This is a genomic window from Achromobacter sp. NPDC058515, from assembly GCF_042721735.1.
GTDB lineage: Bacteria > Pseudomonadota > Gammaproteobacteria > Burkholderiales > Burkholderiaceae_B > Achromobacter.
This window is the reverse complement of the sequence record NZ_JBHXNI010000009.1, coordinates 158,835-174,425: the sequence shown is the minus strand read 5'-3', so window position 1 is coordinate 174,425 and position 15,591 is coordinate 158,835. Positions and strand designations below refer to the sequence as shown.

The following is a 15,591-nucleotide window of genomic DNA, read 5'->3' as shown; positions in this document are numbered from 1 at the left end:
TTACTTCACGAAGGGTTCGGGCCGCGGCGTGCCGTCTTCGGACGGCGGCAGCACCGGGTACTGGATCACCGGCTGCTTGCCCGTCAGCGTCTTCAGGAACGCCACGATCTGCGCATTCTCGTCCGCCGAAAAAGTGCGGCCCAGCTGCAGGCGGCCCATCACATCCACCGCCTGCGTCAGCGTGGCCGCCTCGCCGTCATGGAAGTACGGGTAGGTCAGCGCCACGTTGCGCAGGGTCGGCACCTTGAAGTTGAAGCGGTCCGCGTCCTTGCCCGTAATCGCCGCCCGGCCTTCGGCCTTGTTCTCGGTCAGGTAGGGCGTGACCAGCCCCATCTTCTGGAACGAATTGCCGCCCACGGCCACGCCGTTGTGGCAGGCCACGCAGCCGCTGTTCTTGAAGAGCTCGTAGCCGCCCAGTTCGCGCACCGTCAGCGCCTTCTTGTCGCCCTTGAGCCACTGGTCGAAGCGCGAGTCCGGCGTGACCAGCGTTTCCTCGAACGCGGCCAGGGCGCCCGTCACCTCCTCGATGGTGATTCCGTCCTTGCCGAAGACCTGCTTGAATTCCGCCCGATAGCCCGGGATGGAATTGAGGACCTGGACGGCCAGCTCGTGCGACGACGCCATCTCCATCGGATTTTCAATCGGGCCGCCCGCTTGTTCGCGCAGGTCCTTGGCGCGGCCGTCCCAGAACTGGGCGATGTTCAGGCTGGAATTGAGCACCGTGGGCGAGTTGATCCCGCCCTGCTGCCACTGGTGGCCGATGGAGGCCTTCAGGTTGTCCGAGCCGCCCATGCCCAGGTTGTGACAGGAATTGCAGGATATCGCGCCCGAGCGCGACAGCCGCGGGTCGAAAAAGAGCTTCTTGCCCAGTTCGACCTTGGCGGGCTCCTTGATGACCACGGGTTCGATGGGCTGAATGGGTTCTTGCGACGCGGACGAGGCCTGTCCGGCCCACAGCCCCAGAACGATCCCCATCGCCAGCAACGCGCTTTGCTTTCTCATTTGCTTCTCCTGTGAATAACCTGCCTATTGGCATGGTTATTACAGTGGGCGCGGGGCACGGCGGCTTTGCGGCGCGTCAAGCCGCGCGCGCCGGCGCCGCGCGTCAGGCAAGGAGCTTGACCGCGCGCAAGGAAAGATGGCCCGCGATGCGCGTCGCCCAAAGCAGCACGGCGCACGGTGTGCACCGTGCGCCGTGTTCGGGCGGTCAGGATTCAGGCTGGGTCAGGAACGCGCCGCCATTGCGGCCGCGGGCGGCTCGGCGCGCCGGGCCTGCACGGCGATCCACTGCGCCAGGAAGGCGGCAACGGCGAATGCCACGCCGGCTCCCACCCAGGGCCCCTGGCGCAGGCCGGCATCCAGCAGCAGGCCGAACGCGAGCGGGCCCAGGGCCGAGCCCACGTCCATGCCCGAATACACCAGGCCGTAGACCGAGCCGGTGGAGCCCTTGGGCGTCACCCGGCGGATCAGCATGTCGCGCGACGGCGCGGCCACGCCGGAGCAGAAGCCCGCCAGGCCCACCACGGGCGCCGCCAGCACCGCAGGCACCAGGCCCAGCGCCAGCACCACCAGCGTCAGGCCCGCCAGGATCAGCGCCACCATCACGGTGCGCTCCGTGCGCGGGTTGGCCGACACCAGGAAGCCGCCGGCCGCCATGCCCACGGCCGAGGCCACCATATAGCCGGACAAGGCCGAGCTGGCCGTCACCTTGGACAGGTCGTAGAGCTGGCCCAGCAGCGGAATCGTGTAGTTCTGCACCGACGACAGCGCGATGGAGGTGCAGGCGAAGAACAGGAACGCGCCCCACAGCGCCGGTTTGGCCAGGAGCGCGGCCAAGGTGGTCAGCACGCCCTCCTGGGGCTTGGCGGCGGGCCGGGCGGCGGGAGCGCCGTCCGGGACGTCCAGCGGCGACGGGCCGCCGAGCAGGCCGCGCCCCAGCACCGTCAGCAGCAGCACCAGCGCCACCAGGCCGGCGGCGCTATAGGCCGCCACGCGCCAGTTCGCCAGCAGCGTGATGGAGGTGATAAACACCGGCGTGAGCGCCCAGCCCAGGTTGCCGGTCAGGCCGTGCGCCGAAAACGCGTGGCCCAGGCGGGGCGCGGTGATGCGATGGTTGATGATGGAGTAGTCGGCCGGATGGAAGACCGAATTGCCGATGCCGCCCACGATCGCCGCCGCCATCAGCATGGCGTAGCCCGTGGCCGAGCCGATCAGCAGCCCGGACAGCACGAAGCAGCCCAGGCCGAACCACAGCACCGGCCGCGCGCCGATCCGGTCCACCACGAAGCCCGACGAGGCCTGGCCGATGCCCGACACCACGTAGAAGGCGGACACCAGCAGCCCCAGGCGGGCGAAGTCCAGCCCGAACTCCATGCCCAATGCACCATAGAGCGACGGCAGGACCAGCTGGAAAAAGTGGGACGACGCGTGCGCCACGCCGATGAGCAGGATGATCTTCCAGTCGCGCCGGCGGACGGCGGCGTCCGAAAGCATGGGAGTTGCAGCGGTAGCGGTGTTCATTGCAAAGGGCCGCGGGCAGCGGCAAGTTGCGTCCGCCCATGGCGGCTCGCGGGTTGTCTCCGGCAACGTCCGGGCAGCCCGGGCGTCGTGCTCTCGGCGAATGCGGCGGGGGGGCCGTGCCGGATCGGGCCGGCGAATCGCTCTTCAATCAGCACGGCGGCCGTCTTGCGCGAGCCGGGCCGCCGTGGGGCATTCTGGGTGACTACAGGGCCTTCTCGCGGATCGCGGGCCAGGCGCGCTGCAGGTAGTACAGCATCGACCAGACCGTCAGCACCGCGGCGACGATGATCAGCACATCGCCCAGCAGCTTGGTGCTGACGCCGTAAACGGGCTGGTTGTACAGCAGGCACGGAATCGCCACCATCTGCGCGGCCGTCTTGAACTTGCCCAGGCGATGCACCGCCACGCTGGCGCTGGCGCCGATCTTGGCCATCCATTCGCGCAGGGCGGAAATCGTGATTTCACGGCCGATGATGATCAGCGAGATGAAGGCGTCGACGCGGCTGAGATCCAGCAGGACGATCAGCGCGGCGCAGACCATCAGCTTGTCGGCCACGGGATCCAGGAAGGCGCCGAACGCCGACGTCTGGTTCCAGCGGCGGGCCAGCCAGCCGTCGAACCAGTCCGTCAGCGCGGCAATGATGAAGGCCCATGCGGCAAGGGTGTCGCGCGCGGGGACCGACATCCAGCTCTCGGGCAGGTAGAACAGCCCGACCACCAGCGGAATCATGGCAATGCGCAGCCACGTCAGGATAATGGGAACATTAATTGGCATAGTGTCCGTATGCTACATCAGGTGGGCCTACCCCCGAAGCGCCTGCAGCGCTTCCCCCTCAAGGGGGCGCCGCTGCGGACCGGCGAAGCCGCTGCATGGTGCCCACCCCCGAAGCGCTTGCGGCGCTTCCCCCTCAAGGGGGCGCCGCTGCGGACCGGCAAAGCCGGATCCGCGCGGCCGCGCTGCTCGGGGGAGGGGAAAGGGTCTTGGGGCATCGTAGGGGGATGCGTGTTGGCGTCAGCGCAGCGCTTCATAGATGCGGATGGCGAGTTCCTGGGAAATGCCGTCCACCGAGGCCAGGTCCTCGATGCTGGCCGAGGCCACGCCCGAGAATCCGCCAAAGCGGGCCAGCAGCCGCTGCCGCCGGCGGGCGCCCACGCCCTCGATTTCCTCCAGCCGCGAGACATTGCGCGCCTTGGCGCGACGCGCCCGCATGCCGGTAATGGCAAAACGGTGCGCCTCGTCGCGCACCTGGGCGATCAGCATCAGGGCGGCGGATTCGCCGCCCAGCGCCACGGGGGGCCGCTCGTCGGCGAACACCAGGGTCTCCAGGCCGACCTTGCGCCCTTCCCCCTTGGCCACGCCCACCAGGGTCTGGATGTCCAGGCCCAGCTCCACGAAGACCTTGCGGGCGACTTCCACCTGGCCCTTGCCGCCGTCGATCAGGACCAGGCCGGGCATCTGCGCGTCGCCGTCGGCCACCTTGGCAAAGCGCCGGGTCAGCACCTGGCGCATCGCGGCGTAGTCGTCGCCCGGCGTAATGCCGGCAATGTTGTAGCGGCGGTAGAGCGAGGGCTGCATGTCGTGGTGTTCGAACACCACACAGGAGGCCTGGGTCGCCTCGCCCGCCGTATGGCTGATGTCGAAGCACTCGATGCGCAGCGCGTCCAGCGCGGCCTCGTCCGTGTCCAGGTCCAGCGCCTCGGCCAGCGCCAGGGTGCGGCCAGCGCGGGCGCCCGACTCGGTCAGCGCGCGCGCCAGGGCCATCTCGGCGTTCTTCGTGGCCTGCTCCAGCCAGGAGCGGCGCGTGCCCTGCGGGCGCGTGAGCACCCGCGACGGCCGCCCGCCGGCCTGCTCCACCAGCAGGAAGATCAGCTCCGGGTCGGGCAAGGCGTGGGAACAGACCAGCACGGGCGGCAGCGCGTTCTCGGTGTAGTGCTGCGCCACGAAGGCCTCCAGCACCTGCGGCGCGGCCTCGCCCTCGGCATGCGTGGGGAAAAACGGCTTGTCGCCGAGGTGGCGGCCGCCGCGCACCATCGCCAGGTTCACGCAGACCTTGCCGCCGGCGATCGCCACCGCGATGATGTCGGTGTCCTCGCCGCTGACGTTCTCCATGGTCTGCTGGTGCAGCACGCGCGCCAGCGATCCCATCTGGTCGCGCAGCGCCGCGGCTTCCTCGAATCGCAACTCGCCCGCGGCCTGCTGCATCCGGGCCTCGATCTCGCCCATGACGTCCTTGGCTTCCCCGTTCAGGAAGCGCACCGCGCGCTGCACGTCGCGTTCGTACTCGGCCGCCTCGATGGCGCCCACGCAAGGCGCCGAACAGCGGCCGATCTGATGCAGCAGACAGGGGCGCGAGCGGTTGGCGAAGACGCTGTCCTCGCACGTGCGCAGGCGGAACACCTTTTGCAGGATCTGGATGGTTTCGCGCACGGCCCAGGCGTTGGGGAATGGGCCGAAATACTGCCCGCGCTTGTTGGTGGCGCCGCGGTAGTAGGCGATGCGCGGCCAGTCATGGCCGGTGATCAGCAGGTACGGATAGGACTTGTCGTCGCGGAACAGGATGTTGTAGCGCGGCTTCAGGCTCTTGATGAGGTTGTTTTCCAGGATCAGCGCTTCGGCCTCGGAGCGCGTCACCGTCACCTCCAGCCGCGCCACCTTCGCAACCATCTGGGCGATGCGCGGGCTGGTCAGGTTCTTCTGGAAATACGACGAGACGCGCTTCTTCAGGTCGCGCGCCTTGCCGACATACATGACCTCGCCCGCCGCATCCAGGTGCCGGTACACGCCCGGCAGATGCGGCAGGTCAGCCAGGAACGATTTGAGATTGAAGTCGTCGGGCATTCTGGTAACGGCTTTCGGCCTGCAAGGTATCCCAGTCGGGCGCGTCGAAACGCGGCATCAGGCGGCGGATGCGGGCCACGGATTCGGGCGCATGGTCGAACTTCAGGCGCGACAGCAGCTCGTCGGCCAGGTCAGGCCGGTTGCACACCAGCACCATGTCGCAGCCGGCGCGCAGCGCCGCATTGGCGCGGGCCAGGATATCGCCGGCCACCGACGCGCCTTCCATCGTGAGGTCGTCCGAGAACACCACGCCGTCATAGCCCAGGCGCTTGCGCAGGATCTCCTGCACCCAGCGCTTGGAAAAGCCCGCCGGATGCTTGTCGACCTTGGGATAGATCACGTGCGCCGGCATCACCGACGGCAGCACGGCGTCGCCCAGCCACGCATACGGAGCGCCGTCGTCCTTCAGGATCTCGTCGAGCGCGCGCGGGTCCACCGGGATCTCGTGGTGCGAATCCGCGCCCACGAAACCATGGCCCGGGAAGTGCTTGCCGCAGGCCGACATGCCGGCCAGCGCCAGCCCCTGGATCAGCGCGCGCGACAGCATCGCGACAACGCGCGGATCATGGTGGAAGGCGCGGTTGCCGATCACCTTGCTGACGCCGTAGTCCAGGTCCAGCACCGGGGTAAAGCTCATATCCACGCCGCAGGCGCGCAGTTCGGCGGCCAGCACGTAGCCGGCCTCCGTGGCAAGGCGCATCGCGTTGAGCGGATCGCGGTCCCACAGCGCGCCCAACTCGCGCATCGCGGGCAAGGCGGTGAAGCCGTCTTCGCGGAAGCGCTGCACGCGGCCGCCTTCGTGATCCACCAGGATCAGCAGCGGCTCCTTGCGGGCCTTGTGGATCTGGCGCGTCAGCTCGGTCAGCTGGGCGCGGTTCTCGAAATTGCGGGCAAAAAGAATCACGCCGCCCACCAGGGGGTGGCGCAAGCGCTTCTTTTCTTCCTTCGTCAGCGCGTATCCCGCCACATCGACCATCACGGGGCCGGGGGGCAGAACCGCCTTGGATTTCTTCTTGGCCATAGGGGCTGTCCTTGTGTCTATGTCCGGCAAGCCGGCCCGGCGGAGCCGGGCGCTCAGGGCTTGCGCTCGACCACCACGTAGGCGGCGGCCATGTCGGACTCGTCGGTAATGGAAACATGGGCCGCGCCGAAACGCTGGGCATACCAGTCCAGCAGTTCGGGCGCGATCACCAGCACCGGGCGTCCGCCGGGCGCATTCAGCGTCTGCACGCGCCGCCACGTCATGGGCATGCGCATGCCCAGCCCGATCGCCTTGGAGAACGCCTCCTTGGCGGCAAAGCGCGTGGCCAGGAAGCGCAGGCCGCGCACCGGGTCGCGGGCGCGGCGCGCGTGGAACTTCTGCAGTTCTTCGGCGCCCAGGATCTTTTCCGCAAAGCGGTCGCCATGGCGCTCGAGGGCGCGCTCGATGCGGTCTATGCGCAGCAGGTCCATGCCGATGCCGGCGATGGCGCCCGGAGGGGTGGCGGAGGCAGCGTCAGACATGGGCGTGGTCGCTCGGCGAGCGGGTGGAATGCGTCATCGGGCCCGCGGTCACAGGCCGCGCAGCGCTTGCAGCCGCGCTTGCACCATCAGGGCCTTCATGTCGCGCACGGCCTTCTCCCAGCCCTCGAATATCGACTGCGCCACGATGGCGTGGCCGATATTGAGTTCGGAGATGCCGTCCAGCGCCGCCACCGGCTTGACGTTGCCGTAGTGCAGGCCGTGTCCGGCGTTCACGCGCAGGCCGTGGCGCAGCCCTTCGGCCACCGCCAGGCGGATGCGCTGCAATTCCGCCTCGGCGGCCTCGCCCTCGGCTTCCGCATAGGCGCCGGTGTGCAGTTCGATCACGGGCGCGCCGACCTTGGCGGCCGCGGCGATCTGCGCCGGGTCCGGATCGATGAAGAGCGACACGCGGATGCCGGCCTCGGCCAGCAGGGCCACGGCGTCCGATACCGGACCCATGGCGCCCGCCACTTCCAGCCCGCCTTCGGTCGTCAGCTCGGTGCGCTTTTCGGGCACCAGGCAGACATCGCTGGGCTTGACCGCGCAGGCGATTTCCAGCATTTCAGGCGTGACCGCGCATTCCAGGTTCATGCGGGTGCGCAGCAGCGGACGGATGGCGTAGACGTCCGCGTCCTGGATGTGGCGCCGGTCTTCGCGCAGATGCAGCGTGATCAGGTCGGCCCCGGCGTCTTCCGCGCGCAGCGCGGCGGCGATCGGGTCGGGGTAGACCGTGTGGCGTTGTTGCCGCAGCGTGGCAACGTGATCGATATTTACACCAAGTTCTATCATTGCACTTTCGTCGTTTCTTCCCAGCCGCCGCCCAGGGCCTTGTAGAGTTCCACGCGGTTGATCAGCGCGGCCAGGCCGGTTTGCACCAGCGACAGCTGGGCATTGAAAAAGTCCACCTGCGCGGTCTGCACCTGCAAGTAGCTGTCGATACCATTGGTATAACGCAAATTCGACAGCTCCAGCGTGCGCGCCGAGGAATCCTGCAGCGCGCGCTGGGCGTCAAGCTGCGCCCCATAGGTGGCTTCGCCCGCCAGCGCGTCCGAGACTTCGCGGAACGCCTGCTGGATGGTCTGTTCGTACTGCGCCACCGCGATATTGTCGCGCGCCTTGGCCAGGCTCAGCCCTTCGCGGATGCTGCCGCCGGCGAACAGCGGCGTCGTGATCGAAGGCGAGAAGCTCCAGTAGCCCTGGCCGCCCTTGAACAGGTCGCCCAGCGACGGGCTGGCCACGCCCAGGAGGCCGGTCAGCGAGATCGTCGGGAAGAACGCCGCGCGCGCCGCGCCGATATTGGCGTTGGCGGCCTTCAGCTGGTTTTCCGCCGCCAGGATATCGGGGCGGCGCTCCAGCAGGTCGGACGGCAGGCCGGCGGGAACCGTGGCCAGCAGCTGGTCGCGGCCGAAAGTGGCGGGCGCGGGCAGCGTTTCCGGCAGCGGCGCCCCCACCAGCAGCACCAGCGCATTCACGGCCTGGGCGCGGGCCCGGGCCAGTTGCGCCAGGTCGGCGGACGCCGTGTCCAGCAGCGACTTGGATTGGTTCAGGTCGAGCTCGGACGCCACGCCGCCGTCGAAGCGGCGCTTGACCAGGTCGTAGGATTCCTGGCGCGAGGCCAGCGTGCGTTGGGTCAGTTCGAGCTGGACCTCGGCCGCGCGCAGGTTGAAGTACGACTGCGCCACCGAGCCCACCAGCGTGATGTGCACGGTCTTTTGCGCCTGCTCCGTCGACAGGTACTGCTGATACGCCGCCTCGGACAGGTTGCGCAGGCGGCCGAACAAGTCGATCTCGAAGGTCGTCAGGCCGATGCCGGCCTGGTACGAGCTGCTGATGGAGCTGGAGTCGGGGCCGCCCGCGCGCATGTTGGCCGGCAGGTGCTGGCGCTGGCCTTGAATGCCTGCGCCGATGCTGGGCCATTGCGCGCCGCGCTGGATGCCGTACTGGGCCCGGGCCTCTTCCACGCGCTGCACCGCCACGCGCAGGTCGCGGTTGTTGACCAGCGACAGCTCGATCAGGCTTTGCAGGCGCGGATCGCGGAAGAACTCGCGCCAGCCGAGCTCGGCGGCGGGCCGGCCTTCTTGCGGCATCACCGCCGTGGAGGGTTGCGTGCCCAGTGTGGTCGAGCGGGTATACGCGCCGTATTCCACCTTGGGCTGGTCGGGCCAGGCGCCGCTCACGGGCGCATCGGGACGCTTGTAGTCCGGCGCCAGCGAGCAGCCGGCCAATGCCACCGCCACGAAGGCGGACAAGGCGGTCTGTCTAAACTTCAGGGCTTTCATTCCTTGCCCTCCTGGCCACCGTTGGGTTGTGCGGGTTGCGGCGTCGTGTAGGGCGCGGCCTGTCCGGCCGCCGCCTTCTTGGCGGCCTGCTCTTCTTCGTAGGCGCGCAGTTCGGCGCCCAGCAGGCGGGGCCGGGTCTTGAACAGGCCCAGCACCACCACGAAGAAGGTCGGCACGAAGATCACGGCGAACGGCGTGGCGGCCAACATGCCGCCCAGCACGCCCAGACCCACCGCGCGCTGGCTGGCGGCGCCCGCGCCGGTCGCCAGCGCCAGCGGGATCACGCCCAGGATGAACGCCAGCGACGTCATCAGAATCGGCCGGAACCGCAGGCGCGCGGCTTCCACCGCCGCTTCGTGCAGCCCCATGCCCTTGGCGTACTGGTCCTTGGCGAATTCCACGATCAGGATGGCGTTCTTGGCCGCCAGCCCGATCACAGTCACCATCCCCACCTGGAAGTACACGTCGTTGGACATGCCCAGCGCGCTGACCAGCGCCACCGCGCCCAGCATGCCCAGCGGCACCACCAGCATCACGGAGATCGGGATGGCCCAGCTTTCATACAGCGCGGCCAGCACCAGGAACACGACCAGTAGCGACAGGCCCATCAGGATGGGCGCCTGGTTGCCCGCTTGCCGTTCCTGGTAGGAAAGCCCCGTCCACTCGTAGCCGAAGCCTTGCGGCAGTTGCGCGACCAGACGCTGCATTTCTTCCATGGCCTCGCCGGTCGTGTAGCCGGCGGCCGAGCTGCCGCCGATGCGCATCGACTCGTAGCTGTTGTAGCGCACCACCTGCACCGGCCCCTGGACCCACTCCGCCGTCACGAACGTGGACAGCGGCACCATCCCGCCCTGGGCGTTGCGCGCGTTCAGCTTGAGCACGTCGGAGAGCTGCATGCGGTATGGCGCGTCGGCCTGGACCCAGATGTTCTGCATCCGGCCCATGTTGGGGAACTTGCTCAGGTAGGCCGAGCCGACCGCCGTGGAGACCAGCGTGGCCGCTTCGTCGAAGTCCACGCCCAGCGCGGCTGCCTTGTCGCGGTCGATGTTCAGGCTGAGCTGCGTGCCCGCGGACAGGCCGGTGATCCGGACCTGCGACAGCACCGGGCTCTTCATGGCCTCGCCCATCAGCTGGGCGGTGGCCGCGGCCAGCGCATCCGTGCCCGCCGACCCGCGGTCCTGCAGGCGCAGGTCAAAGCCGGTGGCGTTGCCCAGGGACGAGATGGCGGGCGGCACCAGGGTGAACACCTGGGCGTCGTGGATGCCCATCAGCTGCTTCTCGAAGGCGACAAACGAGATGGCGCCGGCGGAATCCTTGCGTTCCTTGCGGTCCTTGAAGTCCTTCAGCGTGGTGAACGCAATGGCGGCGTTCAGGCCGTTGCCGTTGAAGCTGTAGCCCTGCACGGCAATGATGTTCTCCACCGCCGGGATGCTGCTGAAGTACTTCTCGACCTGCTCGATCACCTCGATCGTGCGGTTGGCGCTGGCGCCGGTGGGCAGCTCGATGTTGCTGACCACGTAGCCCTGGTCTTCCTCGGGCAGGAACGACGACGGCAGGCGCAGGTACAGCCAGCCCAGCAGCACGACCAGCACCAGGAAGGCCAGCATCATGCGGCCGCCCTTGTGCAGGATGCGCGACACCCAGTTCTGGTAGCCGTGCGTGGTGGCGTCGAACTTGCGGTTGAACCAGCCGAAGAAGCCCTTCTTCTCGTTGTGGTGGCCCTTGGGCACCGGCTTGAGGATCGTGGCGCACAGCGCCGGGGTGAAGGTCAGCGCCAGCAGGGCCGAGAAAAAGATCGACACGGCCATGGCCACCGAGAACTGGCGGTAGATCACGCCCACCGACCCGCTCATGAAGGCCAGCGGCAGGAACACCGTCACCAGCACCAGCGTGATGCCGATGATGGCGCCGCTGATCTGCGGCATCGCTTTCTTCGTGGCCTCCTTGGGCGGCAGGCCCTCGGTCGCCATGATCCGCTCAACGTTCTCGACCACCACGATGGCGTCGTCCACCAGAATCCCGATGGCAAGCACCATCGCGAACATGGTCAGCACGTTGATCGAGAACCCAAGCGCCAGCATCACCGCGAACGACCCCAGCATGGCCACCGGCACCACCAGCGCGGGGATCAGCGTATAACGCACGTTCTGCAGGAACAGGTACATCACCAGGAACACCAGCACCATGGCTTCGGCCAGGGTATGGAGCACCTGCTCGATGGATACCTTCACGTAGGGCGCGGTGTCGTAGGGAACGGCGTACTGGATGTTGCCGGGGAAATACTGGGACAGCTCTTCCATCTGCTGGCGCACGCCCTGCGCCGTGGCCAGCGCGTTGGCGTTCGGCGACAGCACGATGGCGAAGGCGGCCGTGGGCTTGCCGTTCAGGCGGGCCCCGAACTGGTAGTTGTCCGCCCCCACTTCGATGCGGGCGACGTCGCGCAGCAGCACCTTGGAACCGTCGGTGTTGGCGCGCAGGACGATCCTGCCAAAGCCTTCGACCGTGCTGAGCTGGCCGTTGGCCGTGACCGTCGCGGTGATGCGCTGCGAGTCCGGATTGGGCGGCGAGCCGATGCTGCCGCCCGACACCAGCACGTTCTGGCTGGCGATCGCGTTGTTGACTTCAGCCATGCTGAGGTTAAAGCCCACCAGCTTGGCGGGATCCACCCAGATGCGCATGGCGCGCGGCGCGGCGAACAGCTGGAACTGGCCTACCCCAGGCACCCGGGACACCGGGTTCTGCACGTTGCGGGTGATGTAGTCGGCCAGCGCGGTCTGGTCCAGCGAGCCGTCCGCGGACGACAGCGTGACGATCATCAGGAAGCCCGTGCTGGTCTGCTCATATTGCAGGCCCTGTTGCTGCACGGCGGTGGGCAGCTGCGCGATCACGTTGGATACGCGGTTCTGCACGTCCACCTGCGCCAGGTCGGGATCGGTGCCGGGCGCGAACGTGGCGGTGATGGTCGAGGTGCCGTAGGAATCGCTGACCGACTCGTAGTAGATCAGGCCCTTCGCGCCGTTGAGCTTGTCCTCGATGATGCTGGTGACGGATTCGGCGACTTCCTTGGACGATGCGCCCGGATAGGTTGCCGTGATGGTGATGGCCGGAGGCGCCACGTCGGGGTACTGCGCGACTGGCATGTTCGGGATGGCCAACACCCCTGCCAGCAGAATGAACAGGGCGACTACCCAGGCGAAAATTGGTCTATCAATAAAAAATTGCGGCATGTGGGCTGACTCTGAAAGCGATGCTCACCAAAGAGGAACGCGGCGCTTGCTGCGCCGCGTGCCGCTTACGATTTCTGGCCTGCGGCCTTGTCCTGCTGGGCAGGCTCGGCCGGCTTGGCGCCGGGCTGCGGGGCGGTTTCGGCGGGCTTGGCGCCGGGTTGCGCCGCGGGCTGGGCGCCTTGGGCGGGTGCGCCGTTCTTGTTCCATTCGCTGACCTGCACCGGCGCGCCCGGACGGATCTTCTGGAATCCTTCCACCACGACGACATCGCCAGCCTTCAAGCCGCTGGTGATCAGCCAATTGTTCTTGATGGCGCCGCCAGTGGTGACGGGCAACTGCTCGATCTTGTTGTCCTTCACCAGCATCAGGCTTTGCGAGCCGTCGGCCGTGCGCTGCAGCGCCTGCTGCGGCACCACCAGGGCCTTGTCGTCCACGCCCTGCTCCAGGCGGACCCGCACATACATGCCGGGCAACAGGATGCCGTCGGGGTTGGGCACCTCGGCGCGCAGGTTCACCTGCCCCGTGGACGGATCCACGGTGATGCCGGTGAACAGCAGCTTGCCGGGATGCTCGTATTCCGAACCGTCTTCAAGCACCACGGTGGCGCGCGCGGCGTCCTTGCCCACCTGCTGCAGCCTGCCGCTGGCGAAGGCGCGCCGCAGCGCGGCCAGGTCCGCGGTGGACTGGGTGAAGTCGACGTAGATGGGGTCCAGCTGCTGCACGGTGGCCATCTGCGTGGCGGAGGTGGACTCGACCAGCGCGCCCTCGGTGACCAGCGGCTTGCCGATGCGCCCGGTGATGGGCGAGGTGACGTCGGTGAAGCCAAGGTTGATGGCGGCGTTGTCCTGGGCGGCCTTCGCGGCGGCCACGGCGGCATCGGCCTGGCGGTACGACGCCACGGCGTTGTCGTATTCCTGCTTGCTGACGGCGTTGGCCTTGACCAGCGGCGCGTAGCGGTCGGCCAGCAGCTTGGCGCTGAACAGATTGGCCTGCGCCTGCTTGAGCTGCGCCGTGGCCTGATCGTAGGCGGCCTTGTAGGGCGCCGGATCGATCTTGAACAGCAGCTGGTTTTCCTTGACGTCGCCGCCCTGCTCGAAGGTGATGCGCTGGACGATGCCGGTGACCCGCGAGCGGATCTGGGCGTCTCGCACGGCGTCCACGCGGCCGGGCAGCTCGGAAACAATGGGGGTGCGCTGCGGTTGCACGGTGATGACGCTGACCTGCGGCATGCCTGGGTTCATGTGCGGCTTTTCACCGCAGCCCGCCAATATCAGCGCGAGAACGCCACCGGAAACTGCAAGACCCGAAATACGTTTAGGCGAAAACCGCATTGAAACCCCCGCGCGTAGCGTAGTGAACCGCGTCATGTAACCGCAACATTCAACCGCGTAACAGGATCGCGGTCAAAATAACACCATGCGTCACCAACGACACGTGAATAGCCCAGTAATGTAACTCAGATATTGGGGAAATCACGTACTTAAAAGCGTTTTCGCGGTAGCCCGGGGGAGTAATTCCGTAACAGAGTCAGGCGCTGGAAAGCTCCCTGAGATTGCCGAGGAACGCATAACCCACGCCGTGCACGGTATGCAGCGGCAGGCGGGCGCCCGCCTTGCGGATCTTGCCGCGCAGCCTGCAGATCGCGACGTTCAAGGTGCGCATGCTTGTCCTGCGCCGCGCGGCCATGAGTTCATCGCGCAGCAGTTCGCGGCGCGGATTGCTCAGCAGGCAAAGAAAGCAGGCGCGCTCGATCTCGGTGAGATCGACGCGCACGCCGCTGGGCATCTGCAGGGTCCAGCCGCGGTAGAGCAGCGTCCACCAGCCGTCGACCGGAGGATGAAGAGCGTTCATTGGCGGTTCTCCACCGGGGCGGCCTGCGGCTGCCAGGCTTGGGGCCGGCCCCGGAACAAGGTTGCGGTTTGTCCCGAAAGACTACCGCCGCGGCGCGGCCCTGGGCGTGTTGCGGGGCACCTATCGGACTAATCCGACGGCTGCCGCGCAACAAGGGCGCTCGCCGCCTTGCTAGGAGTGCTTGGCGCCGTTGCGGTGGATGTCGTGCGTGACGAAGCAGCTGTCCTGCGTGGGCCGCGCCAGGATGCCCGGCTTGGCCAGGGTGCGGCGGATGTCCGCCAGCCCCGATTCCCAGTGCTCCCGCATGGCTTCGGTGCCGAACTCGTAGTCCTTGGAATAGCGCTCCAGGTGCTTGGATTCGTAGATGAGGTTGACGATATTGGTGGCCGGGGTGTGGGACAGCTTGCGGATGTCCTCGAGCTCGGGCGCGTTGCGCTCGGCTTCGGGCAGCCGCTCTAGCAGGCGCTGCAGGCCGTGGCGCAGCTTCAGCACGCGCCGCAACTGGTCCGTGACCAGGCGGGTCCGGCTGGAATACTGGATGTCCTTCTGGCGTTCGGCCACTTCCTCCAGCGAGGTGGGCAGGCCGCCGCGGGCGGGCCACAGGTCCACCTGGAAGGCCAGCGTGTCGCGCATGTTGTCGGTGGTCAGCACCTGCGCAAGCGGGGTGTTGGACACGACGCCGCCGTCCCAATAGTGCTCGCCGTCGATCTCCACCGACGGGAACCCGGGCGGCAAGGCGCCAGAGGCCATGATGTGTTCCGGCCCGAGCTTGTCCTTCAGGCTGTCGAAGTAGGCGAAGTTGCCCGTGCGCACGTTCACCACGCCAAAGCTGGCCCGCACCGCTCCGCTGTTGAGCACGTCGAAATCCACGAACTGCCGCAAGGTCGCGGCAAGCGGCGTGGTGTCGTAGAAGCTGGTGGACGCCGCGCCGCGCCCCTGGACCATGTAGGGCGGCGGAAAGCGCGGTTTGAAGAAGCCCGGCTGGCCGGAGAACAAGGCCTGCAGCGCCGAGACCTGCCCGTTCATGGCGGGCGAGCCGAAGCCGAAGGGAATGCCTTCGAACAGCCCGGCCAGCGTCGCGCCCCAGGGCACCGAGGCAAAGCCGGACGGGCGGCAGATGCTTTCCCAGAAGCCGCGCAGCCGGTCCACGCGCTCGTCCTCGCGGGAACCCGCGATGATGGCCGCATTGATGGAACCGATGGAAATGCCCGATATCCAGTTGGGCCGGATGCCGGCCTCGTGCAAGCCCTGGTACACCCCCGCCTGATAAGAACCCAGCGCTCCGCCGCCCTGCAGCACAAGGGCGACGGTGTCATAGGGCGGCGTATCGCCGGTGTCTTCGGTCAGGGCCTTGCGGCGAGTGCTCATTCAG

Annotated in this window: 12 protein-coding genes; all 12 read right to left on the bottom strand. The window is 67.6% G+C overall.

Features of this window, described 5'->3' with window-relative positions:
• The 12 genes from ACFWP0_RS17210 to ACFWP0_RS17155 all read right to left on the bottom strand — a co-directional run bounded on the left by ACFWP0_RS17210 (position 1) and on the right by ACFWP0_RS17155 (position 15,587).
• Positions 1-1,002 carry a cytochrome-c peroxidase gene (locus ACFWP0_RS17210; RefSeq protein WP_377843992.1) on the bottom strand — a complete coding sequence of 334 codons (1,002 nt, stop codon included), beginning with the start codon at positions 1,000-1,002 and terminating at the stop codon, positions 1-3.
• A gap of 222 nt (positions 1,003-1,224) precedes the next feature.
• Entirely contained in the window at positions 1,225-2,493 is a 1,269-nt protein-coding gene (locus ACFWP0_RS17205; RefSeq protein ID WP_377843990.1) for an MFS transporter, read from the bottom strand.
• A 229-nt stretch (positions 2,494-2,722) separates the two neighbouring features.
• Positions 2,723-3,295: a CDP-diacylglycerol--glycerol-3-phosphate 3-phosphatidyltransferase gene (gene pgsA / locus ACFWP0_RS17200; RefSeq protein ID WP_377843988.1), complete on the bottom strand. Its 573-nt coding sequence runs from the start codon at positions 3,293-3,295 to the stop codon at positions 2,723-2,725.
• A 237-nt stretch (positions 3,296-3,532) separates the two neighbouring features.
• Positions 3,533-5,359 (bottom strand): excinuclease ABC subunit UvrC, encoded by a 1,827-nt coding sequence (gene uvrC / locus ACFWP0_RS17195; protein WP_377843987.1) that lies wholly within the window; start codon positions 5,357-5,359, stop codon positions 3,533-3,535.
• Positions 5,322-6,380 (bottom strand): beta-N-acetylhexosaminidase, encoded by a 1,059-nt coding sequence (gene nagZ / locus ACFWP0_RS17190; RefSeq protein WP_377843985.1) that lies wholly within the window; start codon positions 6,378-6,380, stop codon positions 5,322-5,324. Before nagZ ends, uvrC begins: the two co-directional genes overlap by 38 nt.
• A 53-nt stretch (positions 6,381-6,433) precedes the next feature.
• Positions 6,434-6,862, bottom strand: coding sequence for a holo-ACP synthase (gene acpS, locus ACFWP0_RS17185; protein ID WP_377843984.1), 429 nt, complete (start codon positions 6,860-6,862; stop codon positions 6,434-6,436).
• 48 nt (positions 6,863-6,910) lie between these two features.
• The gene (pdxJ, locus tag ACFWP0_RS17180) at positions 6,911-7,651 is read right to left on the bottom strand and encodes a pyridoxine 5'-phosphate synthase (protein WP_377843982.1); all 741 of its coding nucleotides are present in this window, start codon (positions 7,649-7,651) and stop codon (positions 6,911-6,913) included.
• Positions 7,648-9,141 (bottom strand): efflux transporter outer membrane subunit, encoded by a 1,494-nt coding sequence (locus ACFWP0_RS17175; protein WP_377843981.1) that lies wholly within the window; start codon positions 9,139-9,141, stop codon positions 7,648-7,650. Before ACFWP0_RS17175 ends, pdxJ begins: the two co-directional genes overlap by 4 nt.
• The gene (locus tag ACFWP0_RS17170) at positions 9,138-12,368 is read right to left on the bottom strand and encodes a multidrug efflux RND transporter permease subunit (protein WP_377843979.1); all 3,231 of its coding nucleotides are present in this window, start codon (positions 12,366-12,368) and stop codon (positions 9,138-9,140) included. Before ACFWP0_RS17170 ends, ACFWP0_RS17175 begins: the two co-directional genes overlap by 4 nt.
• A gap of 65 nt (positions 12,369-12,433) precedes the next feature.
• Entirely contained in the window at positions 12,434-13,699 is a 1,266-nt protein-coding gene (locus tag ACFWP0_RS17165; protein ID WP_377843978.1) for an efflux RND transporter periplasmic adaptor subunit, read from the bottom strand.
• A gap of 196 nt (positions 13,700-13,895) precedes the next feature.
• Complete coding sequence (locus tag ACFWP0_RS17160; protein WP_377843977.1) at positions 13,896-14,219, bottom strand: helix-turn-helix domain-containing protein; 324 nt, start codon at positions 14,217-14,219, stop codon at positions 13,896-13,898.
• Between the two features lie 171 nt (positions 14,220-14,390).
• Positions 14,391-15,587, bottom strand: coding sequence for a patatin-like phospholipase family protein (locus ACFWP0_RS17155; RefSeq protein ID WP_377843975.1), 1,197 nt, complete (start codon positions 15,585-15,587; stop codon positions 14,391-14,393).
• Between the last annotated feature and the right edge of the window lie 4 nt (positions 15,588-15,591).